The organism is Ilumatobacter sp., assembly GCF_046290335.1.
In the GTDB taxonomy this organism is placed as follows: domain Bacteria; phylum Actinomycetota; class Acidimicrobiia; order Acidimicrobiales; family Ilumatobacteraceae; genus Ilumatobacter_A.
In genome coordinates this window covers 1747340-1773396 of record NZ_JBKAGH010000001.1, presented here as the reverse complement: position 1 = coordinate 1773396, position 26057 = coordinate 1747340, and the positions used below count along the sequence as shown (strand labels likewise).

The window sequence follows — 26057 nt, the reverse complement described above, 5'->3', positions numbered from 1 at the left end:
CGGCGGCCTCAGTGGCGGCGGAACCGATCGGGCAGGTCGTGGATCAGCCCGAACTCGTCGACCCGGAACTCGTGTTCGTCGCCGCCGATTTCGGTGAGACGCCACAGCTGGGGCGATACGTGCTCGAAGCGTTGTCGAACGGGCACGACGCCGAGTGTCTCGACGTCGACCTTCGCGACCGTGATGTCGGCAGCGTGACCGACGTCGAGCGTGAGCCGTCGGATCGGGAGCGTTGCGGAGAACGGGGTGCAGTCCAGGCTGATGTCGGTGCAGCCGTCGAGGTCGGGGCGGTGCGCGCCGTTGACCTCGCCCCATCGCCCGGACCCGTCGGTGCCGAGCCACAGATCGGGCTCGTCTTGGTCGCGAAAGAGCAGGAACTGGGTGAGCTGCCAGGTGGCGGTGAGCCGCAGCACGTACGACACCCGTTCACGTCCCACCTCGCCCACGACGGTCCAGCCTTCGTTCTCCCATCGCAGGGTCGTCGTCTCGTCGCCCGCGGCATCCCAGGTCTGCCAGCGCACCGTGTACCCGTCAGCGGGAAAGGCCGTCAACGCCGTCGTCATGATGTGCAGGCTACGAGCAGGTGGGCACGGAGCCAGGCCGGCACGGAGCGAGGCGACCAGGCCGGCACGGAGCGAGGCGGTCGCCGGTCGACCCAGGTGCTGATCGACGGCCTATCGTCGTGCCCATGTGGCCCCTTGAAGATGCGCAGCGGTTCGTGCTCGATTCGTGTCCGACGAAGGCACCCGTGGTCGTCGATCGCGCCGTCGCTGCGGATCTGGTGCTGGCCGAGTCGGTGGTGTCGACCGAGATCGTCCCGCCCTTCGACAACACCGCCGTCGATGGCTATGCGGTGCGCGCGATCGACGTCGAGGCGGCGCCCGTCGAGTTGCGGGTCGTCGGCGAGATCGCGGCGGGCGCGGCACCCGATCGGCCGATCGGTGCCGGCGAGACGATCAGGATCATGACGGGTGCGCCGATGCCCGACGGTGCAGATGCCGTCGTGATGGTCGAGGATTCCGAACGGCTCGATGTCGACGCGGACGGGATCGAGCGGGTTCGCCTGTCGCGGAGCGTTCCGGCGGGGAGTGCGGTGCGTGGTGCCGGCGACGACGTGCGGATCGGCGACGAGATCTTTCCGGCCGGCGTCGTGGTCACCCCTGCGGTCGCAGCGGTCTTGGCGAGTGTGAACGCGCAGCGGTTGTCGGTGTTCCCCCGCCTACGCGTCGCCGTGCTGTCCACCGGCGATGAACTCGTCGACGACGGTTCACCGCTCGCCCCCGGGCAGATCCGCGAATCGAACAAGACGATGCTCGCCGGGATGCTGCTCGAGTCGGGCTGTGACGTCGTCGACCTCGGCGTGATCCGCGACGACGAGGCGGCACTCGAGCATGCGCTTCGCACGTCGGCGCTCGAGTGCGACGCGATCGTGTCGAGCGGCGGCGTGTCGATGGGCGACTACGACGTGGTCAAGGCCGTGCTCGGCCGTATCGCGGACATGACGTGGATGCAGATCGCGATCAAGCCGGCGAAGCCGTTCGCGTTCGGGACGCTCATGCGTGACGACGGAACTCGTGTGCCGATCTTCGGCCTGCCCGGCAATCCCGTGAGTTCGCTCGTCAGCTACGAGCTGATGGCTCGGCCAGCACTGCGCAAGATGATGGGGCACCGTCAGCTGACGCGACAGCGCGTCGTGGCCATCGCCGACGCCGACTTCCGTCGTGGCCCCGACGGCAAGGTCCACTTCGCCCGCGTCAACGGACACTTCGCCGACGACGGGCGGTACCACGTCACCCCCGTCGGATCGCAGGGCAGCCATCAGCTCGCGGCGACCGCCTCGGCCGACGCGATGGCGCTGATCCCCGACGGCGACGGCATCGCGGCCGGCGACGACGTCGAGACACTCCTCCTCCACGGCTGACCGCGAACTGGGGCGCGGACCGCAGCCCGGTGGCGAGTCGCGCATGGCCGGGGCGACCCGATGCGAGGGATGCCGTCGTTGGCATCTCGTGCCGTGTCAGGCAACGTTCGGTGTGTCCGTGATCGGCACTTCGGCCACGTGCCAACAGACTCGTGGTCCGAGATTATGGAGCAGGTACGTCGTGCCAGAAGGTCAACGACTTCGCCGGCGATGCGGCGCGGTCGTGACCGTTGACGGCTGCGAATATCGCCTGCCTCGATTGCCTGATGGACGCGTTGACAACAGTTGATAACCAAGGCAGTCTGGTGGAGTGAGCAAGACCACCATGAGCTTCGCTCTGCCAGACGAGCTGCGGCGCTACATCGATGACCGCGTCCAATCCGGCGAGTACGGCAACACCAGCGAGTATCTGCGAGAGCTGATCCGGCGCGACCAGCAACACGTGGCCGAGCGGCGACTGCGAAGCCTCATCGCTGACGGGCTCGAGTCCGGCGACGGGCGCCCCGCGACCGCCGAGGTCATCGACGAGATCCGTCAACGTGCCTTCGCCGCTGACACGTGACCGTCGCCCGGCTGCGACCGCTGGCTGAGGCCGATCTCGTCGAACGCGCCCGCTACTACAGCGCTGAGGGCGGAACCGATCTCGGCGTGCGCTTCTTCGATGCTGCTGTGGCATCCCTGCGAGCCATCGAGAAGATGCCCAACGCCGGGTCACCACGAGTCGGTGAGCTGTGCGACATTCCGGGGCTTCGGGTCCGGCGAATCGAAGGCTTTCCGGTCGGCTGGTTCTACTTCGTGCGGCCGGATCACGCCGACGTTGTCCGCCTCCTCTCCGACGCCCAAGACCTGCCCGTCATCCTGGCCGATCTCGACACCGACTGATCCCCGCGCCACGGACGGAGGGGAGCGCAGATCGGCAGTTCTGCGTTGCTCAGCGCAAGCGCGTGTTCGGCGATACGCGCTGCGATCTCGTCGCGGACGTCATCGCGTCGACGAGCGAGGAAGTCGACGGCGAGATCGAACAACCCGCCGACGCCGTCATCGTCCGCAGCGCCCGTGAGGTCACAGAAGCGCTTCGCAGCGTTCAGCCCACCGTCGGGCACCGCTCGAATCGCACTGCACGCGTAGTAGACGGACACCACGGCACCGAAGGCGTAGAAGCCTGCACCGTCGGGTTCATCATCGACCAGCTGCTCGATGATGTCTCCGCAGACTCGTTCGATCTCCGTTGCATCGCGTGCTGCGCCGGCTGAGACGATGCGTTCACTGAGGCTGCGGAACAGGGCAGGTTCGACGACGTCCGAAGCAATGACGCCATAGGGTGCGATCAGTTCGACCATCGTCATCGCCAGGCCTGCGAGCTGGACGGAGTTCAGGTCCTCGATGACATCGTTTGGGAGCCTCATCCGCGACAGGTCGGGTGACCACCCCGCCCTGAGTCCAGCGCGGAGGCTGGTGCCGGTGCGGCATCAAGACCAGGCTGCAGCGGTCGCCGTGCGTGATGACCCGAGTTGGGTGCCGTTCACATTCCTCTACGGCTACGACCCCAATGGGAGTTGGGCCGAGTACCTGAGCTGGCTTGCCGATGTGCATCGAGGTGTTGGGCTAGGCCCGAGTGAGGTTCCGGCAACGTTCCTGTTGGCTTGGGTCGACGGCGAATTGGTCGGCCGTACCTCGATCCGGCACGAGTTGAACGACTACCTGGAGGCCTACGGTGGTCACATTGGCTACGGCGTCGTCCCAAACGTCCGGCGACGCGGGTACGCGACCGAGATCCTTCGCCAAAGCCTGGTGCTCGCGCGGGCTGTTGGCGTCATGGATGTTCTCGTCACCTGCGACGAGGACAATCTCGGGTCGATCCGCACGATTCAGGGCTGCGGCGGGGTGCTCGACTCGATCGTCGAGCAGCCCGACGGCGGACCGATGAAGCGGCGGTACTGGATTCGCTGACGCCATGGCTACGAGTCGCACACTTCACCACGCATGACCACCGGCCAAGTCAAGGGGAACGCGCTGCACCACGGCCCCAGTCGAGCGCCCGGGAATCCCGGTGGCTAACCGGCGGATACTCGAAAGGAAGTGCCGAACCGATCGAGACGCTCAGTCGGTGTAGACAGTGCTGATGGTCGGCCGTCCGCTGTTGATCGTCCTGTTCGCAGCAGCCGTCTTCGGTTGCACCGAATCGGGCGATGCCAAGCGACCCGACGGAGTGCCGAGCGGATTCATTGTCTGGACGGAACCGATTTCTGACCGCCTTGATGCGCCGGTTACGGGGATCGTGACCATCGCGCAGGATGGCTGCGTCTCGCTTCACAGCGAGCCCGACGGGCCCCTCGAACCAGCGATCTGGCCGTACGGAACTACCTTCGACGGAACCGTCATCCGGACCGTGGACGGGGTGGAGATCAGAAGTGGCGATTGGATCGTCGGCGGCGGCGGGGAGGTCGAGTACGCCGACGACTACTTCATCGAGAACACCACCCTGGCGAGAGACCTCGACGTCATGCTCGATTGCTGGGAGGATGACGACGACCGCATCACTGCGCTCAACCCAACCCAGTCGATCGCGACTGTCCCGGAATGATCGGTCGACCAGAGCTGGAAGAAGAAGGTGCCGCACGATAGCCAGCGCCCGTGATCCCGTCGCTCTGCGGGACGAAGCCACCGACATATCTACCCAAGCCGAGCGCGCTGCAATCTCGAGTGGCGGTTGCGGCGAGAGGAGCGCCCATCGCTGGCGCCGGTATCGAAGTGATACCATCTCCGAATGGCCATGACATTGCGGCTCACGGACGGCGAGCAAGAAGCGCTGAAGGCCCGCGCCGACGCCGAAGGTATCTCGATGCAGGAGGCAGCGCGCCGGGCTGTGCGTGAGTTCGTCGCTCGCAGCGATCACCGCGATCGTGTGGCGCGTGCTGCGCACTTGGTCATGGACAGCCACAGCGACGCCTTGCGTCGACTCGGCGAGTGAGCGACCCGGTCGAGTTCCTCGACCTCGATGACGTCGTCGACCTCGCCATCTCCCTGCTCGGTGATCCTGCACCCATACGAGATGTCGGTCTGCTCGGGTCGGCCGTCGCTCGCCCTCAGACGACCGCCTTCGGCGAGGACGCCTACCCCGACATCTGGACGAAAGCAGCTGCCCTGCTGCATTCGATCGTCAGGAACCATGCGCTTGTTGACGGCAACAAGCGCCTCGGATGGTTGGCGACCGCAGTCTTCCTCGAGATCAACGGCGTCGAGATCACACGCGCCAGCAACGATGACGTTTACGACCTCGTGATCGACGTCGCCGCCGGCCAACCGACCGTCGACGCGATCGCCGAACGACTTCGCCAACTCGCCACATGACACGCGCACAGAATCACCGTCGTTCGAGGCGCGCCTGCGTGCGGTATCGGCCCAAGTGCAGCGCTCGGAAATCCCGTCTCAGCCGGACCGAGTGTGGCATCCTGCCGCTGATCTGAGTGGTTCCGGTGGCCGAGGTCAGTGAGCGATGCGTGTCGATCCCGGACGGGTTGGAGGGGCGCGCTGTCCTCTCGATGTGTGTGCTGGTCGCGGTGCGGCGATGTTGCTGACGGGCTCGTTGGGGTGGAGGGCTCTCAGTCGGTGGCGTGCCCGGTGACCGCTGTGGTTGGCTGCCCGCCGATGTGTCGTCGGTCGATCGTGGTCGCCGACGCGATGCGGTCGAGTGCTCGGGCGAGGTCGTCGACTGTCGCGCCGTCTGGTGCGTGTGGCTTGGTGTGGTGGAAGCGGTGGTCGGGGTGGTCGAGGTCTTCTTCGATGAAGAGGAATCGGCCGCCGTGGCGCAGCACGCGGGCTACTTCGGTGGCGGCTGCGCCGACGTCGTCGAGGAGGTGGATGAGGTTCATGGCGATCACTGCGTCGACGCTGTGGTCGGGTAGGGGTAGCCGTTCGGCGGTTCCGGGTCGCACGTCGATCAGTTGGCGGTTGTGGTGAACGGCGCGGCGAGCTCGGAGCGCGGAGCGCATCAGCCGGGACGGGTCGACGGCGATGACGCGGCCGTGTGAGCCCAGTCGACGCGCGAGGTGCAGCGTTGCGGCGCCGAACCCTGCACCGAGGTCGATGACCGATTCGCCGGGTTGAGGGTCCAACAGCTTGGTCGCATCGGCGTGGACGGGGGAGCTCCAGAGGTGGGACGCGACGGCGATGAGCCCGGCTCGTTTCGCGGCGCTCATCGTGCGACCTTCGCGAACAGGTACGCGGCTGCGGTCCGGGTGTAGGCGATGCCTCGCCCGAGTTGGTGCAGTTCGGCGTGGGTGGGTGGGGTGCCGCGTTTGGGGATCAGGTAGTCGTCGAGCCGTTCGGTGCGCACGTGGTAGCGGTCGCCGCGCGGGTTGACGACGGCGGCGAGACGCCAGCGCGGGTCGAGGCTCGCCATCGCCGCGTCGCCGTGGCTCGAGTTGACGAGGAGGTGACCGCCGATGCCGACGTATCGGGTGCAGTGCTCGCTGATGAACCCGGCGTAGAGCGAGATCAACAGGTCGATCGACTCGTCGGCGATCGGGAGGTTCGTTGTGTAGTCCTGATGGTGGAACTCGACGTGGAACGGTCGTGAGGTTCGGGTCGTGCTGCGGTGCTGGGAGACGATGTGATGGACGGCGTCTTGCTGGGCGAAGAAGCGTGCTGCTCGCCGGTCGGTGTCGATGTAGGTGACGTCGTCGAAGTGGATGGACGGCGCGATGTCGATGTAGCAGCCGGGATACAGGACACGGTCGGCGTCGACTGCCTGCGAGACCGCTTCGAACAACCGTGATCGGTCTTCGGGATGGCGGGCACCGTAGTCGGCGTAGAACTGGGCGGCGTCGAAGGTTCGGTTCGCCATCACGCTGCATCCCCGTACCAGCCGTGCACGATCATCGCGGCGGCCATGCCACCCTGGTTGGCCGACTCGATCGCACCGGTCCAGCCTTTGACATCGCCGGAGGCCCACACGCCGGCGACGTTCGTGCCCTGGTACTCATCGGTGATGACGTGGCCGTGGTCGTCGGTGGCGAGCCCGAGTGTCGTTGCGAGTCGGGTGATCAGCGGTGAGGGGGCTTCGTCGGGGGTCCACAACAGCGTCTCGGCGGTGACGGCGGTGCCGTCGTCGAGTGTGACGCTGCGCACGTCGCCGTCGTGGTGGTCGATGGCGACGATGTCGCCGCGGTGGAACCCGATGTTCAGCCGGTGAAGGGCCTCGAGATGCTGCGGTGTCACGTCGACGTCGTGCGACGCGATCACGACCCGGCGGTCGGTCCAGTTGCGGGTCATCGTCGGGAAGTGGTCGAGTTCGTCTTGGGTGCGGGCCACGATGGCCCACAGCCGGTCGCGATTCTCGTAGCCGTCGCAGAACGGGCACGGGATGATCGTTCGCCCCCAACACGCCTCGAAGCCGTCGATGTCGGGATACACATCGCGGTAGCCGAGGGCGAGGACCACGTGGTCCACCTCGTAGCGATCGCCGCCGGCGAGAACCGCGAAGCGACCGTTCGCGTCGCGGGCGACGTCATCGACATGACCGTCGATCCGCCGAGCGCTGTCGTACTCGGTGATCTGCGACCAGACGTGGTCCCGGAACTGCCGTGGGGTCAGACCCTCGACGCCGACGAAGTTGTGGATGCCATGCGAGGCCGCGTTGCGTGGCGGATTGGAGCTGTCGAACACCAACACACGTTTGCGGGTGCGGGCGAGCACCGTGGCGGCCTGCAACCCCGCGGGCCCGCCACCGACGATCGCGACATCAGCGCGTCCGCCGGTGCGGTTGGGCGAAGTGTTGTTCATGGAGTTCTCCCGTCTTCGAGTGACCGTTGGTCAGTCCAGTATGACCGTTGGTCATTCGAGTGCCAACCTCTAGCCTCGGAAACGTGAACGAGGCCGACCCGAGCGGGCGCTTCCAGCCCGCCGAAGTACGGCGCCGACAAATCCTCGACGCGCTCGCACGGCTCGCCATCAGCGAGGGGCTCGACAACGTGACGATCGCCCGAGTTGCGTCAGAGGCTGGCATCGCCAAGGGCTCGATCTACCTCCACTACCAGTCGCGCGCCGAGTTGATCGCCGCGCTCCAAGCCGACATCTGGGAACGGATGCTCACCCAGCCGTCGGTGGTCGCCGCCGAGCACACGTCGACGTGGACCCATCGACTCGACCGCATCCTCGAACACTGGATCGACTTCGAGTTCGACCACCACGACCTCTACCACGCCGTGTTCCACGTCGCCGGCTCGGGCGGTCCCGAGCCGATGGAACAAGCCCGCCTCCTCCTCCGATCGGTGCTCGACGGCGGAACCGAGGCCGGCGAGTTCGACGTCGCCGACATCGACACCACGACCGAGTTCCTGCTGCACGCCTACGGCGGGCCCTGCTACCACTCCACCGATCGAACACGGGTGATCGAAACACTCCGGACCCTGTTCCATCGCACCGTCGGCGCATCGGCTGAGTTGCCGGCGGACCGGTGACCGACTGGATCGGTCGCATCGGCTGTCAACCGGTGTACGCCCGGTCACTGTTGGCTCAACGCCGGGTCCCGTTGACGACCTCACCGGGGCCCACACTTTGACACGCGTGATCACGACACACTCGTACTTGGCCGCGCTGCACCGCGGCCCAACCGTGACGTCACACTTTCACCGGCATATCGGGGACTCTGGCGGCCATCGACCTTCTGCGCCGACTCCCCGCCCCATCCTCTTGCTGCGCGACAGAATCAGATAATCTGATCCTGTGTCGGAAGTGACAGCAACAGACGCCGCTCGAAGGTTCGCGGACCTGCTCGATTCAGTCGAGCATGACGGCGAGCGTTACACGATCATCCGGCACGGTCGCGCAGTCGCACAGATCGAGCCCGTCTCTCGTGGCCGCGGATCCGACACGAAAGACCTGCTGCGACGAAACGGCCCCGACCGGGAGTGGGCGACGTCGTTCGACGAGGTCCGCGCGCTCGTCGAACTCGATGAGCGACGATGACCCTGCTGCTGCTCGACACCACATTCCTCATCGACGCCGAACGGTCCGACGCTCAGCTCGACCAGGCAATCGGCGACGACGACGACGTCGCGATCGCCGCGATCACCGTCGCCGAGCTCCAAGTCGGCGCGCGCTTGGCGACGGGGCGACGACGAACACAACGCCAACGGCTCGTCGACGACGTGTGCGACGTCATCCCGATCCTCTCCTACGACCGTTCGGTCGCTGCCGAACACGCCGAACTGCTCGTCGCCGTACGTCAGGCCGGCCGCCCACGCGGCGCCCACGACCTCATCACTGCTGCGACAGCACGCGCATCGAAGCGCACCGTCGTGACCTGCGATCTCACAGCGTTCGACGATCTGCCTGGTGTGACGGTCCTCCACCATCGGTAGCCCCACGCGGCATCGACGCTGGCCGAACGGTTCGGTGCACAACACGTTGAGCTGGACGACCGGTGGTGGGGTCCAGGGTCGATGCCGGCGGGACGTCTCGAACTCCGCCAAAGACGGTCCAAACGACTCGCCGTGGACAAGTGGGTCGTCGATGGCAACTACATCGACGAGATCGCAGACCTCGCCTGGCCGGCCGCCGACGCGGTGGTGTGGCTGGATCCACCCCGGCACGTCGCCATCCGACGAGCCGTGCTGTGATCGGCAGGGCGGTCGGTCCGGGGAACCGAGCTCTGGAACGGGAACCGAGAATCGATCGCCGTGCTCTCCCCGAACGCGATCTGGCGTCTGCGCCAACGCTGGCCGGGCTGCTCCGAGCGGATCGCTCACGAACTGGCTCAGTACGTCGTTGCGGACACGAAGGTGGTTCGACTGAACTCTGATGCAGCGGTCGCTCGTCGGCTCACCAGCCCGCCAAGCGCCCGATAACGCCGCACGGTGATCCGAACTCGATCGTTGGACATCCCGCCCTATATCGGCCCATACGTGACACGAGATAGTCCCGGTGCGATTTCTCGTTCGGTGTCAGACGGTGACGAGTCGAACCGATGCGCCAAGCGTATGAAGCAGGCGTCTGAGATCGTCTGGGTCGGACGTGACGACGGCAACCGCGTTGCCCCTTGCCCGGGCGGCTGCGACCACCGCCACGGACGCGTCGACAATGTCAGCGGTGCCGGCCTGTCCGCACAGCAGCCCCGTTGCCCGTGCGAGTGGTCCGTCGAGCGGAACCTCGTCGCAGTGCGCGAGTGCCCGTGACAGGAGCGCTTGACGGCTGCCGTCGCGCCACGCCTGCGCGATCACGCCTGCGGGTACCGACACCTCGGCGGAGTCGTCGGCTGCGTTGCGCAGCATCGCCCAGACCGAGCGGTCGTTGCGATCCAGCGCGATCAGCGCACCAGCGTCGAGGACGAGTGTGGTCATCCGTCGACGAGTGTGCGTGCGGCAGCGAGTTCGTCAACGCTGAAGGCGCCGTGCTGGTGCTCCCAGGCCGCAACGATGTCGCGTAGTCCGCGGTTGGCGAGTTGGCGGCGAGCAGCGTCGGCGAGCCAAGCGGAGACGTTTTGCCCGTCAGCGTCTGCAGCCTCGCGGACGGCGATCGCTAGCTCGGATTCCAGCGACACGGTGAGTCGTTCGACGGCCATACGGCGATCATACTTCGTCATACTTCGTCATACTTCGTCATACTTCGTCGTACCGCATATCGACGCACGTATTCACCATCAACGACGAGACGCAGGCGTGCTACTTCGGCCCTCATGTCGGTGATCGATCTGGCTGGCTCGATCGGGGTGCGCCCGATCACCGCCATGAGGGCAGATCATGCAGATGATCGACGCCGGTGCCATCAAGGCGAGGAGCGTGTGTCGATCAGCTCCATGTCAATCCTTACCGAGTGCCCCCCAATCCCGGGCCGACATGGCCCCGAACGCGTCACCAATCGCCGGCTCGAGGTCAGTCGTGTTTGCCGCGTCGGAGCCATGTCGGGTCGACGGCGATCTCGTCGGGTTCGAGGCCGTAGCGGGCGGCCACGTCGCGCAGTGTCTCGTCGCCACGCCCGAGCGTGAAGCGATGTCCGTCGGGGTCGGCGACGGCGAAGTCCCGCATCCCGTACGTCCGCAGCGCCACTGTGTCGACGATGATCGCACCTGCCTCTTCGGCATCGGCGCACAGAGCGTCGGGGTCCTCGACGTAGACGTAGAACGACTGCGGCGGTGGTGGCTGCTCGCCGGGCCAGGGCACGAGCAGGAGAATCTCGATACCTCCTGTTGCGATCGCAGCCAGTTGGCCGTCGTCGGTGCGCCACGCAAGATCGAGGCCGAGCGCTTCCTGGTAGTAGGTGATCGATTGGTCGAGGTCGCTCACGGGAACTCTGGGCATCACGTGCAGCCAGGTGGACAGTTCGGTCATTGCGTTCGTCGGTGGTTCCTTGCTGATCGTGTCGACCGCTTCCAGGAGGCGGCGGACTTCGTCGAGTCGCGCCTCGAGGCGCGCCCGGTGGTCGATGACGATCTGTTGGCGTTCGGCGTCGTCGGCGCCGCTGATGATGCGCCATACGTCGGCGATCGGCATGTCGATCGAGCGGAGCAGGGCGATGACCCGAGCGGCGCCGGTTTGGCCGGAGGTGTAGTAGCGATATCCGGCCGATGATTCTCCGGCTGGTTCGAGCAGGCTCAGCCGGTCGTATCGGCGCAGCTGCGGGATGCTCAAGCCGACGAGCTCGGCGAACGCGCCGATCTGGAGACGGTCAGGGTGGTTGATCACACGAGCAGTCTGAAGGTCTGACGCGGGTGAGAGTCAAGCGCCGGGTGCGGGGCACCCCACAACGGGGCAAACGTTCCTCGACGCGGCACTAGCCTGGACGGATGGCAGACACTCCGTCGCACGTGCCGCTCGTCGATCCGTTCAGCCGCGTGATCGAGGACCTCCGGATCTCGATCACCGATCGCTGCAACTTCCGATGCACGTACTGCATGCCCGAGGAAGGCATGAACTGGCTGCCGCGCGAGCAGGTGATGTCGTTCGAGGAGATCGAACACCTCGCACGGATCTTCGTGGAACGGTACGGCGTCCGCAGCATCCGCCTCACCGGGGGCGAGCCGACCGTTCGCGCGCATCTTCCGGTCCTGGTACGCAAGCTGTCGGTCCTGCGCAACGATCACGGCCCGGTCGACCTCGCGATGACGACCAATGGCGCGACGATGCGCCTCCTCGCCGAACGTCTCCGCGAGGCGGGTCTGCGACGGATCAACATCAGCCTCGACACGTTGCAGCGCGACAAGTTCTTCCAGATGACGCGTCGCGACGAGTTGGAGAGCGTGCTCGACGGCATCGAGGCGTCGAAGGCGGCCGGGTTCGATCCGGTCAAGATCAACGCGGTCGTCGAACGCGGCGTCAACGACGACGAGATCGTCGATCTGGCGACGTTCGGCCGCGACCGCGGGGTCGAGGTTCGTTTCATCGAGTTCATGCCGCTCGACGCCGAGGGGCACTGGATGAACGACAAGGTCGTCGGCCAGGACGAGATCGTCGAGACGATCAACGCGGTGTATCCCATCGAGCAGATGCCGGCGCGCGGCGCCGCGCCGGCAGATCGGTTCCGCTACCTCGACGGCGGGGGAACGGTCGGTGTCATCCCGACGGTGACCAAACCGTTCTGCGGCGATTGCGACCGTGTTCGATTGACCGCCGAAGGCGACTTCCGGACCTGCCTGTTCGCGACGAAGGAGTTCGATCTGCTCGGCGCGTTGCGGGGCGGCGAAACCGACGACGAGATCGCCGCTCGGATCGAGGCGGCTGTTGCCACCAAGTGGGCCGGTCACCAGATCAACCAGGTCAACTTCATCCGACCCGGCAAGTCGATGTCGCAGATCGGCGGCTGACCCGCCCCGTCCGCGATGTCGACCGTGACGACCCTGCCGGGTTCGTCAGTCGAGGTCGGTGAAGGCGCGGAACCGGCGGGCGACGACGTCCTTGCCGATGATCTCGACACCGTCACTGAGGCGATCGTCGCGCCGCCACAGCCACAACAGCAGGTCGTGGGCACTGCCGCGCACGGCAGCGTCGCCCTTGCGATGCTCACGTGTGAACGTGGCCGCTGGTTCTTTCATGCTCGAGATGAACCACTCGCCGCCAGCGACGTCGCCGGTGCCGGTGCCGGTGCCGGTGTCGGTGTCGGTGTCGGTGTCGGTGCAGTGGAGATGGACGGTCCCGCCGACCTTCATCTCGCCTTCGCGGCGCTCGCGCGCTGCGAACCACGTCAGGAACTCGTCGATCCCGTCGGCGGCGATCGCCGTCGGTACCGCGTAGGACACGCCGATGGCGTTCGCGACGTCCCATCGGTGGATCGAGGTCTCGATCGCCATGCGGCGCCGCACCCAGGCTGCGTCTCGAGGCGCGCCGGTCCAGGTCCACACCGCCGTGTCGAGCGGGGCGGCGGTGAGGGCCGAGAACAGTTCGTTGTGCGTGATGCCGAGCCAGTCGATGAGCAGGTCGCCGGTGGGCCGACTCGGAGCTTCCAGCCGTTGGAGATCGGCGCGATCGGTGATGCCTTCGTCGAGGAGACGGCCCCAGAAATGCCAGGTGGCACCGAGGTGATGGGCGAGGTCGCCCAGCGTCCAATCGGGGCAGGCGGCGACTCGCAGGTCGAGATCGGCGTCACGCAACATGTCGATCGTGGCGATCCCGTTGTTCTGGAGGACGTCGAGCGGGTGGTACGGGAGATCCATCACCTGGAACGTACCGCGCGATCACACCGGGTTCGTCCCACACCGCAGCGAGCCACTTCATTCCTGGTTCGTCCGCGGTTCGTCGGCGTGTGCGTGGCGGGAGGGTTGGGTGATCGTGCGCTACCGTTCGATCGCAATGAGCGATCTCGAGTTCACCCACCTCGATCCGCGTGGGCGTGCCCGCATGGTCGACGTCACGCCGAAAGAGCCGACACATCGCCGAGCGGTCGCTCGTTGCAAGGTGTTCATGCAACCGGAGACCACGGCAGCGATCGCCAACCGGGAAGTGAAGAAGGGCGACGTGCTGTCGGTCGCGAGGGTCGCGGCGATCCAGGCCGCGAAGCGCACGTCCGACATGATCCCGCTGTGCCATCCGCTGTTGATCGGTGCGGTCTCGGTCAACTTCGAGATCGGCGACGACTACGTCTCGATCGAGGCGCACGTCGACTGCGTCGAACGTACCGGTGTGGAGATGGAGGCGTTGCACGCCTGCAGTGTGGCCGCGCTGACTGTCTACGACATGTGCAAGTCAGCGGATCGGGGCATGACCATCGGCGAGCTCGCGCTGTGGGAGAAGACCGGTGGAAAGTCCGGTCCGTACCGTCGCGATGCGACCTGACCTACCGCCTGACTTGCCGCCGATCCGTCCGATCCGATGCCAGGTCCACCCTCGACGATGGTGACCGTCATCACACCAGTCGTTGCATGAGTCGTCATAAACGTCGTAGAATCGTCACATTGCCGTAGGGATCGGATCCTCCTGATCTCCTACCCGCTCCTCCCCGCTCGGAACCGACTCGACACGCTCGCTCTCCACACACGCTGAACTCACTCTGAACTGATCATGGCTCAACTCATCTTTCTCGTCGTCGCCGCAGCATGGCTTGCCGTGCTGCTCCCGCCCATGCTTCGCTCACGGGTGGAGAACCGGCCGAACTCCTCGGTCACCGACTTCCGTCGGCAGCTCACGAAGCTCCAGAACACCTCGACTCCTCCTCGGGGCGCCGCTCGGGCCATGGGTCGGCCGCTCGCTCCCTCGCCGCTGCACCGCCCGGTGGCCGGCGGCCGTCCGAATCAACCGGTGATGCGATCAGGGATCACCCGCCAGCCGTCGAGTTCGGAGTTGGCCGCACGATCGGTGGCCACGGCGCCGACCCCGCCGACACGGTCCGCCGATCCGACCGGGGGCGCCCAGCGGTACCGCACCCACGGTGACCCGACCGGCGGTCACGCCCGGCCGAGCGGGTCTCGCAACGGTGCTGCGGCTCGCGGTGCAGGGCCTTCCGGCCGCCCCGCACCTCGGTCAGCCGGAGCCGCCGATGTTCGTCGCCGCCGCAGCAACGTGTTGTTCATGCTCGTGATCACGACCGCCTGCACGCTGTTTCTTGCGGCCACCACCTCGTCGACCGTGCTGCTGTATCTCTTCGCACTGTCGTTCCTCGCGTTGTGTGGTTACGTGTACCTGCTCGCGCAGTTGCGCCAGCGCACCTCCTCCAGCTTCGACGGCTGGATGGACTCGTACTGACCGGTCGTACCGAACGGTCTGCGCCGCCCGGGAATGCGGGCCGCGCCGACGTCGCTCGAGGCCGATGCAGGGCGTCGATTTTGTCTCGCGCAGTTCGGCGGTCCACCGCTACACTTCCTCCCTCTCGGGGCTATAGCTCAGTTGGTAGAGCGCATCGTTCGCAATGATGAGGTCAGGGGTTCAATTCCCCTTAGCTCCACTCCCCGGTTGTCGGATGTTCGCGAGATCTCGCGCGTCGTCGTGAGAGATCTCTGGCCCGAGAAATGGCCGGTGAGATGCGTCGGCAGCCTCGACGTCGGTGTGACGGATCGCTGTGTTCGGCGTCTGCTCGTCGTTCGGCCGCCTGAGGTCCCGAGGTGCTCCGACGTTGATCGCCGATCGGTAGGTCGCGTGTGTCGTTACAGGGAGCGAGTGTCGAGGATCTCGGCGAGTCGCGCGATTTCCTGCTCGATCTCGTTGGAGAGGCTCGGTTCCATGCGTCGTTCGAGCCATCTGAACGGGCGGCGGAACGTGAATTGGTAGGCGTGGGTGACCGTGGTCCGGTCGGAGTCGATCGGCGTGCACTCGAACGATCCGACGAAGTCGAAGAGCAGGCGCCCGGGCTGCCGGGGTGCTCCGACGAGGGTGAGTCGCTCCCAGCGTTCCAGCGTGAAGTCCTGTCGATCGGGTGCGGCCGGGAGTGGAACGCCGGGCAGTTTGCCCCACACCCGGACCGAGCCATGGCCGTTCGCATCGGGCCCGGTGACCGAGGAGACCCGGGTGATCTTGTGGTCTGCCTGGCGATAGGCGTCGAGGTCGAGCACGAAGCCGAGCACCTCCTCTGGCGAGGCGTGGACATCGGCGGTCGCTGAGACGGAAATCGTCATCGGTCGCTCGTTTCGTAGGGAGCTTCGGCGGGCGGGGTGGGATCGAGTCGTTCGGGCGACCGGAAGATCGCCATGCCGATCACGAACAGCCAGACGGTGATCGCGACACCGGACAGCGTGATCGCCAGATCGAACCCGAACCCGGCGAGCTCGGTCAACGGAAGGAGGAGGAGCGCGAATGCCGCCGTGCCGGAGGCAATGATCCACGTCTTGATCGGCGTGCCGGATCGCCCGAGCACGGTGACCGCCAGCCAGGCGGCTGCGAACAAGCTCACGCCGAGCAGCTCACCGATCGCACCGCCGTAGTCGTTCGCGGTGTCGAACTGCAACTCCAAGATGGTGCGGGTGTCGGCGTCGGCGGTCTCCCAGCGTTCTGCCATCGGGAACATGGCGGCGAGCCAGCGGATGATCCCGATCGCCCGGAGCGCAGCAGAGGCGGCGGCCATGCCGGTGGCGATGAGGACGACGGGGTGTGCGTCTCCCGTCCGGTGCAGCCACCTGGTGATGATCACTGCGACGGGGAGGAACATGACGCTGTACGCGAGGTAGACGAGATACCCGAACCGAACGGCGCCTTCGTTCTCGATGATTCGAGGCAGCACGACCGAGGCGGGTTCGTCGAGGGATGCAGGCCAGTCGATCGCCGCTCCGAGGATGAGGAGGGGAACGACGAGGAGGAGGCTCTGGGTCATCACGACGAGGCCTCGGGTCTTGGCGGACATGGAACGTCTCCTTGCGCCGGCGGCCGTCTGCGACGAGTTGGTCGAGCCGCGCGAGCCGTTGGTGTCGGTGTCGAACGCGACATGGGCCCCGTTCGAGTTGGGGTCAGGCATGGTGCTCCTTCGAGATGATGTCCGTCGGTCGTGAGCGCTCGGCGGCGCCATTGAGGGTTCGGTGGGCGAGCGCGTGGACGATGTCCTCGACGACAGCCCAACCAGCGTCGGTGTCGATGTCGAGGCCGCTGAAGTCGCCATGGAGGCGGCTCCGGGCGACGAGGTAGTGGATCGACGTCGCGATCACGAGCGCAGTGGCGATGGGGTCGATGTCGGTGGCGACGTTGTCATCGGGCAGGAGCCCCAGGAGTTCGGCGAACCATTCCTCGCGGCGCACGCGGAGAATCTCGGTGAGCCCGTTCTTCTCGATCTGTTCCCAGGCGAGTACCTCACGGGTGATCGGTCGACGTCGCAGCGCCCGGGCGTAACGCACCAGACCGGTGGCCCAGCGGTCGGCGAGAGGCATGGAGCGCAGGTCGGAGTCGCCCTGGCCCAGTACCTCCTCGATGCTCGGCCAGAACGAAGCGCTCTGAGCGAACGCTCGGAGCAGCCCATCCAGCCCGTCGAAGTATCGATAGATGAGGACCTTGTCGACGCCCGCTTCGCGAGCCACGGCGTTGACCCCGAACGCGGCCACCCCGTCACGCGCCAACAGTCTGCCGACAGCGTCGACGAGCTCCTGCTCGGTGTCGTGCCGGTTTCGAACTCGGGTTGTCACCATACAGTGACTTCTTAGTCACTGTATGGTGACATGTCAAGCTCCGGCCCGTGACGACCTGAGCTCCGAAGGTGCCAGCCCGAGCGCCAGATCGAGACGTCTCCCGGCCGGAAGCCCTGTTCCGTGAGTGTGACGTGCGACATGGGGCCTGCGAGGTCGCTATCGTTTCGCACTTCGCTATGCGCACCCAGCCTCACCTCATCGCGTACGCCGACCGCCTCGCCGGTGACCTTGTCGGAGTGCGTCGACTGCTTGGCGGACCGTTCTGCGGAGCATTCGCCGGCGTGCACGTGCTGCCGTTCTACGTCCCGATCGACGGCAGCGACGCCGGCTTCGACCCGATCGATCACACGTGTGTCGATCCGCGGCTGGGAAGCTGGGCCGACGTCGCTGCACTCGGCGACGACCTGTTGGTGATGGCCGACCTGATCGTCAATCACGTCTCGAGCGAGTCGGCGCAGTTCGTCGACTGGCGCCAGCGGGGCAGCGAGTCCGCCTACGCCGAGATGTTCCTGTCGCCACTCGACGTGTTCGGTGGTCGGATGCCGACCGACGAGGAACGTGCGCTGATCTACCGCCCGCGCCCGACGCCGCCGTTCCATGACATCGAGTTCGCCGACGGTTCGTCTCGCACGGTGTGGTCGACGTTCACGCACGAGCAGATCGACATCGACGTCGAGACCGACGCCGGCTGGTCGTATCTCGTGCAGATCCTCGACCGTTTCGTCGAGGGTCGCGTCGGACTGGTCCGTCTCGACGCGATCGGGTACGCGATCAAGCGTGCCGGAACCTCGTGCTTCATGATCCCCGAGACGTTCGCGTTCATCGACCAGCTCACCGATGCGGCTCGGTCACGGGGGATGGAGGTGCTCGTCGAGATCCACGGGTACCACCGCGACCAGATCGACGTGGCCGAGCGGGTCGACTGGGTGTATGACTTCGCGCTTCCTCCGCTCGCCATCGACGCCTTGACCACCGGCGACGCCGAACCGCTGCGCGCGTGGATCGGGATGCGGCCGAACAACTCGATCAACGTGCTCGACACCCACGACGGTATCGGGATCATCGACGTCGGGGTCGACCAGCGCAACCCGACGCGCCTCGGGTTGCTGTCGCCGGAGCGGATCCATGAGCTCGTCGAAGGTATCCACGAACGGTCCGGTGGCACCAGCCGGATGGCCACCGGCGCCGCAGCGTCGAACCTCGACCTCTACCAGGTCAACTGCACGTTCTACGACGCGCTCGGTCAAGACGATCAGCGCTACCTCGCTGCTCGGCTGCTGCAGCTGATGCTGCCCGGTGTAGCTCAGGTGTACTACGTCGGCCTGCTGGCCGGCTCGAACGACATGGAACTGCTCGAAGCATCAGGCGTCGGTCGAGATGTGAACCGGCATCACTACACGCTCGACGAGATCGAGGCGGATCTCGATCGGCCGGTGGTCGCATCGCTGCTCGAGATGCTTCGCTGGCGGGCCAGCGATCCGGCCTTCGACGGCGACTTCGAACTCGTCGACAGCGACGACGGCACGTTGCGGCTGCGGTGGACGAACGGCTCGGCGATCGCCGACCGCACGATCGACCTGCGGACCGGCGAGATCATCGTCCACTGAGGCGCTCCCGGATGCCGAGAAGCGGGCTGGTCGGTGCCGCCTCAGCGGTCAGGCGACAGGCACGGCGTAGACGACGATGTTCTGGCGGTAGCGGCGGATCTCGGGATTGAAGTCGCCGCCGCACGTGATGAGGACGAGTGTCTCGTCGCCGGTGTTCCGCCAGATGCGCTCGCGGGGAAGTTCGTTCTTGTCGTACATCGTGCGCTCGGTCACGACGTACTGGCGGATCGTGCCGTCGTCGAGTGCGACGGAGACCTGGTTGCCCGGCTCCAGCGAGCCGAGCTCGAAGAACGGACCGGTCGTGCCGTTCCACGACACGTGCGCGGCGAGCACGGTGGCTCCCGGTCGCCCGGCGGTCGCTCCGTAGCGGTACCACCCGATCTCGGTCTCGTCGGGCACCTCGAGCTGTCCGTCGGGTTCGAGGCCGACTGCCCGGATCGGGTACTCGTCGACGTCGATCGCATCGATGGCGAGTCCGACGGGCTGCGGGCGAGGGGTGAGCGGCTCGGGTACCACCGAGTAGGTCGGTCCGAGCAACTCGGCGAGCGGCGACGCGGTCTCGTTCGACAACGTGTCGTTCGGGCCGGGGGTCGTGTCGTTCGTGTCGTTCGCATCGGCCGTGGTGCGTTCGCGGGCTTCGTCGACACGCTGGGTGTCGGGCGCCGGGGCCTCGGCACGACCGGGGCTTGTTGTGGGTGCGGTCGGGGTGATCGTTGTGGGTACCTCGGATGCAACGACGTCCGGAGCATCGAGCACGATCCGGTCGGCGGTGCTCGTTGACGTCGACTGGACGAGGGCGACCGAGCCGACGCCGATGGCAGCCAACGCGAGACCGCCAGCGACCACGATGGCAGCTCCGAACCGGCGCGTCGAGGGCGTTGGTGTGGGGGAGTTGATCATCGTGGCCGCCAGCGGGATCTCAGAGGGTGGTCGACAGGTTCACGTCAGGAGAGCGTCGAACGACGGCCCAGCGCCACGACACCGGCGGCTGCTGCGAACAGACCGACCGCGATCGCGGCCAGCACCCCGGCGTTCGATGATGCGGCGATCTCGTCACCGGTGTTGACCTCGGTGGGTGCCGGCGTGCCGTCGCCGGCGTCGCCACCGGCCGGGGCCTCGCTCCCGACCGTGCGCTCCTGCACGTAGAACGTGAACGTCTCGTCCTCGAGCGAGCCGACCGCGTAGACGATCAGGTTCTCGCCGGCGCCGAGTTCGACGGTCGGGACGTCGACGATCGGATCGCCGCCAGCCGGTGCGAGCTGCGCTCCGGCGATCTCACCGGCGGGCAGTGCCAGGTCGGCGCTGGCGCCGTTGGTGGCTCCCTCGATCGGGCGTGCGTCGCCGACGACCAGGTCGACGGCCGGTGCCGCAGCGGTGTGTCGCACGGTGAGACGGCCCTCGCCGTCAGCGGTCGTCGAGGTGTCGTTCTCGAACGGGGTGATCGTCGGGGTGCCGTCGGCGTCGAGGTGCGCGACCACGGTCCAACTTCCGCTGGCGGGCACGGCGAACTCCTCGACGGGCCCGATGGCGACGTCCTCGGTGCCGGCGAGGCGAACCTCGAGGTTGGCCAGGGTCTGCCCGGCGAAGGCGCTGAGATCCTGCATGGCGCCGGGCTCGAAGCCGGGCAACAGCACCTCGCCGTCGACGGCGACATCGACGGTCACGCCGGGGATGCCGTGCAGCAGCATCACCTCAGCGTCCTCTTGTGCTTGCGTTCCGGCGGGAGCAACGAGGAGGGCGGCGGCAACGGCGGCCACGCCTGCGATCAGTTTCTTCATGAGGTTTCCTTTCGGCTGTGACCGGAGGCTCATCCTCGGTCTGACAGGTCTACGGAGCCCTCTGGCGGCGCGGATGAGAATTACTCGAACATCGTTCGCAACGCGTCGAGTGCGGCGGCGACGATCTCGTCGTCCCCGCGCTGTTCCAACTCTCGAGCGACGTCGGCGGCGTTGAACCCCAACAGCGCCGGTCTGCCGAGGAGTTCGGTCAGGTCATACCACTCGACGAACAGCCCGGCCGAGAGGCCGACGAACCCGATGACCTCGACGTCGTCCCAGAACCGTTCGTCGAAGGTCAGCACCACCTTGTCGAGTAGGCCCATCCCGAGGCGATCGATCGCGTCGATCTTCGTTGCGGGCAGCGGCGGCTCGAACTCGATCACCTCGGCCTGGAGCACACCGAGTGGCACCGTCACCAGGATGCGGTCGGCGGCCATGGTCGCGTCGTCGGCGAACTCGAGTTCGGGGCCATCGTCGCCGTGGTACACGTACGTGACGGTCGTGCTCGTCTGGATGTCGATGCCGACGCCGAGCGGTTCGAGCACGCGCACGTACCCGTCGGGGAACATGACATCGCCGCCGTCGAACCCCTCGTCGTGCCAGAGAGCGCCAGCCGCCATGTCGTCGAGCGGGGCGCCGAACTCGTGCTCGACGTTGGCGATCGCGAGATACCGGGCCAGCGGCGTCAACTCAGGGCCCACGCTCGCAGCGACCGACTCGGCGAGTTCGGCGAGTGCGGTCTCGGTGTCGTCGGCGAGGTCGCGTTCGGACGCTGCTTCGATCTCGCCGAGGATCGCCGCCTCGACGGTTCCGAGGTCGTCATCGGGCACCGTCGCGCCCGTCGAGTCGTACACGACGATGTCGTCGGGGTCGGTCGTGCGTCGGGCGGCACCGATGGCGTCGGCCAGTTCGGTGAGTGGATTGCCGTCGACCCCGTGGATCCACGATGCGCCGACGTCGACTGCGACGCCCAGCGAGGTGTCGGTATGCACTCGCCCGCCGATGCGGTCGCGCCCTTCGACGATCGTGACCTCGAAACCCGAGTCGGCGAGATCTCGTGCGGCCGCGAGTCCGGCGGCGCCCGCGCCGATCACGACGACTCGCTCGCCCTCCTCGGCGACCGCGGCGATGCGCTCGGCGGCGGCTCGGCCTTCGAGCAACGCCCCGTGCACGGTCGCCGCGTACTCGCGAGAGGTGGCCTCGCCGGCGAAGAAGAGTCGGCTGCCGACGTCGGCGCGCAGCGCGTCGCGGTCGTCGGGCCCCGAGCCGAGTGCCAGGTAGCTGTAGCTGCCGAAGGCGAACGGGTCGGCAGCCCACCGCGTGATGAGCACACCGGTCGGATCGCCGACCGATCGAACTGCGTCACTGGTCGGGCTGGCCGCGGTGTCGCTGATCGGACTCGTCGCGGTGTCGCCGGTCGGACTCGTCGCGGTGTCGCCGGACTCCGACTCGTCGGACGCGCAGCCAGCCGCGACGGTGGCCATCACCCCCGCCCCGGCCAGCAACAGCGTGCGTCGGTCGATTCGCGGCTCAACCGACATGGGCAGCGAAGTCCGCAGCGTTGCGAACGTGGAACGCCGCGTTGACCCGCTGACGTTCGAGCACCTGCTCCTGTGTCTTCAACGCCTGCTTGATCGGGTGGGCGGTGAAGAACTGCTGTACGTCGTCGACCTGCTCGGGCTGTGTGAGCAGCTTGACCGAGTCGATCATCCGCACCACGGTGTTGGACGGGAAACGCTCGACCGCCGTCTCCCAGTGGTCGCGGACGTACTCCCAGGCCAGTCCACCGTGATGGCGGTTCGCGATCGCCAGGCGCAGCACGAACGGTGCGTTCTGCGTGCGTACGGCGTCGCCCATCGCGAACTCGCAGGTGCGGCGGATGAGTTCGGCGTCGTCGAAACTCGTGAGTGCGTAGAGATTCCGGAGTTGTTCCTGTGGCGTGTCACCGTGGCGGAACACGTCGAGCATCCGCTCGTAGTCCTCGACGCCGCCTGTCGCCGCAACCACCGAGGTCGCAGCGGCGAGCAACTCGGGATCGGTCGGCTGGTCTGCGTGAGCGGCGGTGGCGAGCACGACGCGGCATCGATCGATCGTGTCCGGGTCGTTCCCCAAGACACCCATCGTCGACACGAGCAGACCGCGCAGCTGGCTCACCAACGGAGACTCGCCGGATGTCGGCTCTCCGAGGTCGTCGACAGCGGGTCGGATGAGCGTGCGCACCTGCTCTCGGAACGCTGCGAGCGCGTCGCCGTCGACGAGGCGTGACAGGCCTCGCAGTGCCGTGGTGATCGCTTGCCACACCGCGAGGTCGCGTTCGCCCTCGAAGGTCTTGATGAACTCCAGCATCTCGACCGCGCTGAGTTGGCCCGACACCGCCGCCGCCCAGGCATCGTCGACCAGGTTGTATCGCTCGAGCGTGTCGAGGTCGGCGAGCGCGTCGCCGAGACGGTCGCGCAGCGTGGTGTCGTAGGCCACCCGGGAAAAGCCGTGTCCGCCGGCGTTCACGACGACGGGACCCTCGGGATCGTCGAGCGCGACGTGGAGTGGGCCGGCCGAGTCGAGGAGCAGCGTCTGCGTGACGCCGCCGTTGCGAACGTGGACCGGCACCACCCACACCGTCGCGTCCGAACCCTGATCGGCTCGCGCCGGATCGGGGAACGAGAACCGCGACTGGGTGAGCGACAAGCGCGTCGAGCCGTCGCCGCCCTTCGTGAGGGTCGCCGACAGTTGCGGATAGCCCGGCTGCCAGATCCAGGAATCCATGATCCGACGGACCGGCTCGCCGGACGTGTCTTCGATCGCGTCCCACAAGTCGTTGGTCTCGGTGTTGCCGTAGGCGTGCGTGCGCAGGTACCGGCCGACGCCCGCACGAAACACCTCAGGGGTGAGGTACTGCTCGAGCATGCGCAGCAACGCGCCGCCCTTCTGGTACGTGAGCACGTCGAACATGCCTTCGCAATCGGCGGGAGACCGAACTTCATACTCGACGGGACGGGTACTCGCCAACGAGTCGACCTCGAAGGCAAAGGTGCGTTCGAGTCCGAAGTTCGTCCACCTCTCCCAACTCGGCCGATAGGCGTCGCACGCCGCGACCTCCATGAACGTCGCGAACGCCTCGTTCAACCAGATGCCGTTCCACCAGCGCATCGTGACGAGGTCGCCGAACCACATGTGAGCGAGTTCGTGGGCGATGACGTCGGCGACGTTCTGCTGATCGGCCTGGGTGCTCGTCGCCGGGTCGAGCAGGAGCAGGCTCTCTCGGAACGTGATGCACCCGAGGTTCTCCATCGCCCCCGCGGCGAAGTCGGGGAGCGCGACGAGGTCGATCTTGTCGCTCGGGTACGAGATGCCGTAGTAGTCCTCGAACCAGCGAAGACAGTAGGCGCCGACGTCGAGCCCGAAGGCGGTCAGGTGCTGCTTGCCCGGCACATGGACGACGCGCAGCGGGGTGCCATCGACATCGATCGGCTCGGTCGCCTCCAAGCGGCCGACGACGAGCGCGACCAGGTAGCAGCTCATCTTCATCGTGTCGGCGAAGCGGATGACGGTGCGTCCGTCGGCGGTGACCCGGTCGATCTCGGGACCGTTGGAGATCGCGGTCAACCCGTCGGCGACGTCGAGGGTGATGCCGAACACCGCCTTGAACTCGGGTTCGTCCCAGCAGGGAAACGCTCGGCGGCAGTCGGTCGACTGCATCTGGCTCGCCGCGATGACCTGGGTGATGCCGTCGTCGTCGACGTAGGTGCTCCGGTAGAAGCCGCGCAGCTTGTCATTGAGGATGCCTTCGAACGAGATCTCGAGCTGCGCGCTCGGCCCGGTGATCGTCGTCGGGCACTCGACGACCAGGCGTTCGTTCTCGTCGTCGAGCTGCCACGTGGCGGGCTGGCCGTCGACGAGGCACGATTCGATCGTCAGCTCAGCCGCGTTGAGCATCAGCGTGTCGACCGGGACGTCGACATCGAGGAGGATCGAGACGTTGCCGTCGAAGGTCGCATCGTCGAGTGACGGCCGCAATCGCACGTCGTAGCGATTCGGCGTCACCTCCGTCGGGAGGCGGTAGGGATCGGTACTGGCCATCTCGCTGAGAGTACCGGCGCCGACCGCGGACGGGTAGCGTTGCGGGCCGTGTCGACTCCGACGTCCAACTCGCCCTCGTCGTCCGTGTCCGGGTCGGCGGCGTCCTGGTTCGCCGGGTCGTCATCGCGGTCGTCGCGACCGACTCGTTTCGACGTCGTCGGAATCGGCAACGCGCTCGTCGACGTGATCGCCCACGCGTCCGACGACTTCCTCGGGGAGTTCGAGTTGGTCAAGGGGTCGATGACGCTGATCGAGAGCGATCGGGCCACGGAGTTGTATCGAGCGCTCGACGGGGCGGTCGAGATGAGCGGAGGCTCGGCAGCCAACACGATGTGCGGGGTGGCGAGCTTCGGCGGTCGGGCCGCGTACATCGGCAAGGTCGATGCCGACGACCTCGGCGAGGTGTTCGGGCACGACATGCGAGCGGTCGGTGTGTCGTTCCGAGGTGGCGGTGTCGTACACGGAACTCCGACCGGCCGGTGCGTCATCGTCGTGACCCCCGACGCCGAGCGCACCCTCAACACCTACCTCGGCGTGTCGAGCGACCTCAACGTCGGTGACGTCGACGACGAGGCCATCGCCGACTCGAGCGTGCTCTACATGGAGGGCTACCTGTTCGACCGCGACGATGCGAAGGCCGCGTTTCGCCATGCCGCTCAGGTGGCCCACCGCCACGACCGGCTCGTGTCGCTGACGCTGTCGGACTCGTTCTGCGTCGACCGCCACCGGGACGATTTCCGATCGCTCGTCGCCGACGAGGTCGACCTGCTGTTCGGCAACGAGGCCGAACTGCTCGCCCTGTACGAACTCGACTCGTTCGACGCGTCCGTCGCCGCGCTGCGCGCCGAGTGCTCGATGGCTGCCATCACGCGTGGCGCAGCGGGCTGCGTGATCATCACCGCCGACGACGTCATCGAGGTGCCGTCGGTGCCGGTCGAGCGGGTGCTCGACACGACCGGCGCCGGCGACCTGTTCGCCGCGGGCTTCCTGCACGGCCTCACGACCGGCGCCGACCTCGCCGAATGCGGTCGTCTCGGTTCGGTCGCCGCCGCCGAAGTCATCAGCCACGTCGGCCCGCGCCCGCTCGTCGACCTCCGCACGCTGATCTGACCTGCGTGTCGCCCCGGCCTGTCGCTCGTGCC

The 26057-nt window shown here is 66.8% G+C and carries 32 protein-coding genes and 1 tRNA gene; 17 read left to right on the top strand and 16 right to left on the bottom strand.

What is annotated here, in order from left to right; translation table 11 throughout:
- Window positions 1-8: 8 nt before the first annotated feature.
- Window positions 9-563, bottom strand: a complete 555-nt coding sequence (locus ACE37B_RS07960) for a putative glycolipid-binding domain-containing protein (RefSeq protein ID WP_409922741.1) — start codon at window positions 561-563, stop codon at window positions 9-11.
- A gap of 125 nt (window positions 564-688) precedes the next feature.
- On the opposite strand from ACE37B_RS07960, the gene glp reads away from it, so the two are divergent.
- The 3 genes from glp to ACE37B_RS07945 all read left to right on the top strand — a co-directional run bounded on the left by glp (window position 689) and on the right by ACE37B_RS07945 (window position 2803).
- Window positions 689-1921, top strand: coding sequence for a gephyrin-like molybdotransferase Glp (glp, locus tag ACE37B_RS07955; protein WP_409922740.1), 1233 nt, complete (start codon window positions 689-691; stop codon window positions 1919-1921).
- Window positions 1922-2231: 310 nt separating this feature from the next.
- Window positions 2232-2483 (top strand): type II toxin-antitoxin system ParD family antitoxin, encoded by a 252-nt coding sequence (locus tag ACE37B_RS07950; RefSeq protein ID WP_409922739.1) that lies wholly within the window; start codon window positions 2232-2234, stop codon window positions 2481-2483.
- On the top strand, window positions 2480-2803 hold the full coding sequence (locus ACE37B_RS07945; protein ID WP_409922738.1) for a type II toxin-antitoxin system RelE/ParE family toxin: 324 nt from the start codon (window positions 2480-2482) through the stop codon (window positions 2801-2803). Before ACE37B_RS07950 ends, ACE37B_RS07945 begins: the two co-directional genes overlap by 4 nt.
- Here the strand turns inward: ACE37B_RS07945 and ACE37B_RS07940 are convergent.
- Window positions 2728-3327 carry a hypothetical protein gene (locus tag ACE37B_RS07940; RefSeq protein ID WP_409922737.1) on the bottom strand — a complete coding sequence of 200 codons (600 nt, stop codon included), beginning with the start codon at window positions 3325-3327 and terminating at the stop codon, window positions 2728-2730. The two genes, ACE37B_RS07945 and ACE37B_RS07940, sit on opposite strands and share 76 nt — an antisense overlap.
- Window positions 3328-3382: 55 nt before the next feature.
- Here ACE37B_RS07940 and ACE37B_RS07935 point away from each other — a divergent pair, with 55 nt between their 5' ends.
- The 4 genes from ACE37B_RS07935 (at window position 3383) to ACE37B_RS07920 (ending at window position 5272) form a co-directional block, all read left to right on the top strand.
- Window positions 3383-3871, top strand: a complete 489-nt coding sequence (locus ACE37B_RS07935; RefSeq protein WP_409922736.1) for a GNAT family N-acetyltransferase — start codon at window positions 3383-3385, stop codon at window positions 3869-3871.
- A gap of 259 nt (window positions 3872-4130) precedes the next feature.
- On the top strand, window positions 4131-4505 hold the full coding sequence (locus tag ACE37B_RS07930) for a hypothetical protein (protein WP_409922735.1): 375 nt from the start codon (window positions 4131-4133) through the stop codon (window positions 4503-4505).
- 183 nt (window positions 4506-4688) lie between these two features.
- Window positions 4689-4892, top strand: coding sequence for a hypothetical protein (locus ACE37B_RS07925; protein ID WP_409922734.1), 204 nt, complete (start codon window positions 4689-4691; stop codon window positions 4890-4892).
- A complete protein-coding gene (locus ACE37B_RS07920) occupies window positions 4889-5272 on the top strand; it encodes a type II toxin-antitoxin system death-on-curing family toxin (protein WP_409922733.1) in 384 nt (127 codons plus the stop codon). Before ACE37B_RS07925 ends, ACE37B_RS07920 begins: the two co-directional genes overlap by 4 nt.
- A 251-nt stretch (window positions 5273-5523) precedes the next feature.
- Here the strand turns inward: ACE37B_RS07920 and ACE37B_RS07915 are convergent, their stop codons facing one another.
- The 3 genes from ACE37B_RS07915 to ACE37B_RS07905 are packed head-to-tail and all read right to left on the bottom strand — an operon-like array spanning window position 5524 to window position 7705.
- Window positions 5524-6120, bottom strand: a complete 597-nt coding sequence (locus ACE37B_RS07915; RefSeq protein ID WP_409922732.1) for a class I SAM-dependent methyltransferase — start codon at window positions 6118-6120, stop codon at window positions 5524-5526.
- Window positions 6117-6767 (bottom strand): hypothetical protein, encoded by a 651-nt coding sequence (locus ACE37B_RS07910; RefSeq protein WP_409922731.1) that lies wholly within the window; start codon window positions 6765-6767, stop codon window positions 6117-6119. Before ACE37B_RS07910 ends, ACE37B_RS07915 begins: the two co-directional genes overlap by 4 nt.
- Complete coding sequence (locus ACE37B_RS07905; protein ID WP_409922730.1) at window positions 6767-7705, bottom strand: NAD(P)/FAD-dependent oxidoreductase; 939 nt, start codon at window positions 7703-7705, stop codon at window positions 6767-6769. Before ACE37B_RS07905 ends, ACE37B_RS07910 begins: the two co-directional genes overlap by 1 nt.
- 83 nt (window positions 7706-7788) lie before the next feature.
- On the opposite strand from ACE37B_RS07905, the gene ACE37B_RS07900 reads away from it, so the two are divergent.
- The 4 genes from ACE37B_RS07900 (at window position 7789) to ACE37B_RS07885 (ending at window position 9543) form a co-directional block, all read left to right on the top strand.
- On the top strand, window positions 7789-8382 hold the full coding sequence (locus tag ACE37B_RS07900; protein WP_409922729.1) for a TetR/AcrR family transcriptional regulator: 594 nt from the start codon (window positions 7789-7791) through the stop codon (window positions 8380-8382).
- A gap of 274 nt (window positions 8383-8656) precedes the next feature.
- On the top strand, window positions 8657-8890 hold the full coding sequence (locus ACE37B_RS07895) for a type II toxin-antitoxin system Phd/YefM family antitoxin (RefSeq protein ID WP_409922728.1): 234 nt from the start codon (window positions 8657-8659) through the stop codon (window positions 8888-8890).
- Window positions 8887-9285 carry a type II toxin-antitoxin system VapC family toxin gene (locus ACE37B_RS07890; RefSeq protein WP_409922727.1) on the top strand — a complete coding sequence of 133 codons (399 nt, stop codon included), beginning with the start codon at window positions 8887-8889 and terminating at the stop codon, window positions 9283-9285. Before ACE37B_RS07895 ends, ACE37B_RS07890 begins: the two co-directional genes overlap by 4 nt.
- An 81-nt stretch (window positions 9286-9366) precedes the next feature.
- Window positions 9367-9543 (top strand): hypothetical protein, encoded by a 177-nt coding sequence (locus tag ACE37B_RS07885; protein WP_409922726.1) that lies wholly within the window; start codon window positions 9367-9369, stop codon window positions 9541-9543.
- Window positions 9544-9867: 324 nt separating this feature from the next.
- Here ACE37B_RS07885 and ACE37B_RS07880 read toward each other — a convergent pair whose 3' ends face one another.
- From ACE37B_RS07880 to ACE37B_RS07870, 3 genes are all read right to left on the bottom strand, one after another.
- Window positions 9868-10263, bottom strand: a complete 396-nt coding sequence (locus tag ACE37B_RS07880; RefSeq protein WP_409922725.1) for a twitching motility protein PilT — start codon at window positions 10261-10263, stop codon at window positions 9868-9870.
- The gene (locus ACE37B_RS07875) at window positions 10260-10484 is read right to left on the bottom strand and encodes a hypothetical protein (RefSeq protein WP_409922724.1); all 225 of its coding nucleotides are present in this window, start codon (window positions 10482-10484) and stop codon (window positions 10260-10262) included. The genes ACE37B_RS07880 and ACE37B_RS07875 overlap by 4 nt, the downstream gene beginning before the upstream one ends.
- Before the next feature lie 310 nt (window positions 10485-10794).
- On the bottom strand, window positions 10795-11604 hold the full coding sequence (locus tag ACE37B_RS07870) for a VOC family protein (RefSeq protein ID WP_409922723.1): 810 nt from the start codon (window positions 11602-11604) through the stop codon (window positions 10795-10797).
- 101 nt (window positions 11605-11705) lie between these two features.
- Between ACE37B_RS07870 and moaA the strand changes: the two genes are divergently transcribed.
- Window positions 11706-12722, top strand: coding sequence for a GTP 3',8-cyclase MoaA (gene moaA, locus ACE37B_RS07865; RefSeq protein ID WP_409922722.1), 1017 nt, complete (start codon window positions 11706-11708; stop codon window positions 12720-12722).
- Window positions 12723-12767: 45 nt separating this feature from the next.
- Here the strand turns inward: moaA and ACE37B_RS07860 are convergent, their stop codons facing one another.
- Entirely contained in the window at window positions 12768-13568 is an 801-nt protein-coding gene (locus ACE37B_RS07860; RefSeq protein ID WP_409922721.1) for a maleylpyruvate isomerase family mycothiol-dependent enzyme, read from the bottom strand.
- 136 nt (window positions 13569-13704) lie between these two features.
- Here ACE37B_RS07860 and moaC point away from each other — a divergent pair, with 136 nt between their 5' ends.
- From moaC to ACE37B_RS07845, 3 genes are all read left to right on the top strand, one after another.
- A complete protein-coding gene (moaC, locus tag ACE37B_RS07855; RefSeq protein ID WP_409922720.1) occupies window positions 13705-14187 on the top strand; it encodes a cyclic pyranopterin monophosphate synthase MoaC in 483 nt (160 codons plus the stop codon).
- Window positions 14188-14412: 225 nt separating this feature from the next.
- Window positions 14413-15093 (top strand): hypothetical protein, encoded by a 681-nt coding sequence (locus tag ACE37B_RS07850; RefSeq protein WP_409922719.1) that lies wholly within the window; start codon window positions 14413-14415, stop codon window positions 15091-15093.
- A gap of 126 nt (window positions 15094-15219) precedes the next feature.
- A tRNA-Ala gene (locus ACE37B_RS07845) sits at window positions 15220-15292 on the top strand.
- Window positions 15293-15491: 199 nt separating this feature from the next.
- Here ACE37B_RS07845 and ACE37B_RS07840 read toward each other — a convergent pair.
- Genes ACE37B_RS07840 through ACE37B_RS07830 form a run of 3 tightly spaced genes read right to left on the bottom strand, consistent with a single transcriptional unit; the run spans window position 15492 to window position 17453 of the window.
- Entirely contained in the window at window positions 15492-15959 is a 468-nt protein-coding gene (locus ACE37B_RS07840; protein ID WP_409922718.1) for an SRPBCC family protein, read from the bottom strand.
- A complete protein-coding gene (locus ACE37B_RS07835; RefSeq protein ID WP_409922717.1) occupies window positions 15956-16792 on the bottom strand; it encodes a DUF4386 domain-containing protein in 837 nt (278 codons plus the stop codon). The genes ACE37B_RS07840 and ACE37B_RS07835 overlap by 4 nt, the downstream gene beginning before the upstream one ends.
- Window positions 16785-17453, bottom strand: a complete 669-nt coding sequence (locus tag ACE37B_RS07830) for a TetR/AcrR family transcriptional regulator (RefSeq protein WP_409922716.1) — start codon at window positions 17451-17453, stop codon at window positions 16785-16787. Before ACE37B_RS07830 ends, ACE37B_RS07835 begins: the two co-directional genes overlap by 8 nt.
- A 176-nt stretch (window positions 17454-17629) precedes the next feature.
- Between ACE37B_RS07830 and gtfA the strand changes: the two genes are divergently transcribed.
- Window positions 17630-19060, top strand: a complete 1431-nt coding sequence (gtfA, locus tag ACE37B_RS07825; RefSeq protein ID WP_409922715.1) for a sucrose phosphorylase — start codon at window positions 17630-17632, stop codon at window positions 19058-19060.
- A 48-nt stretch (window positions 19061-19108) separates the two neighbouring features.
- Here gtfA and ACE37B_RS07820 read toward each other — a convergent pair whose 3' ends face one another.
- From ACE37B_RS07820 to ACE37B_RS07805, 4 genes are all read right to left on the bottom strand, one after another.
- Entirely contained in the window at window positions 19109-19960 is an 852-nt protein-coding gene (locus tag ACE37B_RS07820) for a class F sortase (RefSeq protein ID WP_409922714.1), read from the bottom strand.
- 44 nt (window positions 19961-20004) lie between these two features.
- Complete coding sequence (locus ACE37B_RS07815) at window positions 20005-20838, bottom strand: DUF4397 domain-containing protein (protein WP_409922713.1); 834 nt, start codon at window positions 20836-20838, stop codon at window positions 20005-20007.
- 80 nt (window positions 20839-20918) lie between these two features.
- Window positions 20919-22379, bottom strand: coding sequence for an FAD-dependent oxidoreductase (locus ACE37B_RS07810; RefSeq protein ID WP_409922712.1), 1461 nt, complete (start codon window positions 22377-22379; stop codon window positions 20919-20921).
- Entirely contained in the window at window positions 22369-24915 is a 2547-nt protein-coding gene (locus tag ACE37B_RS07805) for a M1 family metallopeptidase (protein ID WP_409922711.1), read from the bottom strand. The genes ACE37B_RS07810 and ACE37B_RS07805 overlap by 11 nt, the downstream gene beginning before the upstream one ends.
- A gap of 48 nt (window positions 24916-24963) precedes the next feature.
- On the opposite strand from ACE37B_RS07805, the gene ACE37B_RS07800 reads away from it, so the two are divergent.
- Window positions 24964-26025: an adenosine kinase gene (locus ACE37B_RS07800; RefSeq protein ID WP_409922710.1), complete on the top strand. Its 1062-nt coding sequence runs from the start codon at window positions 24964-24966 to the stop codon at window positions 26023-26025.
- The last annotated feature ends 32 nt before the right edge of the window (window positions 26026-26057 follow it).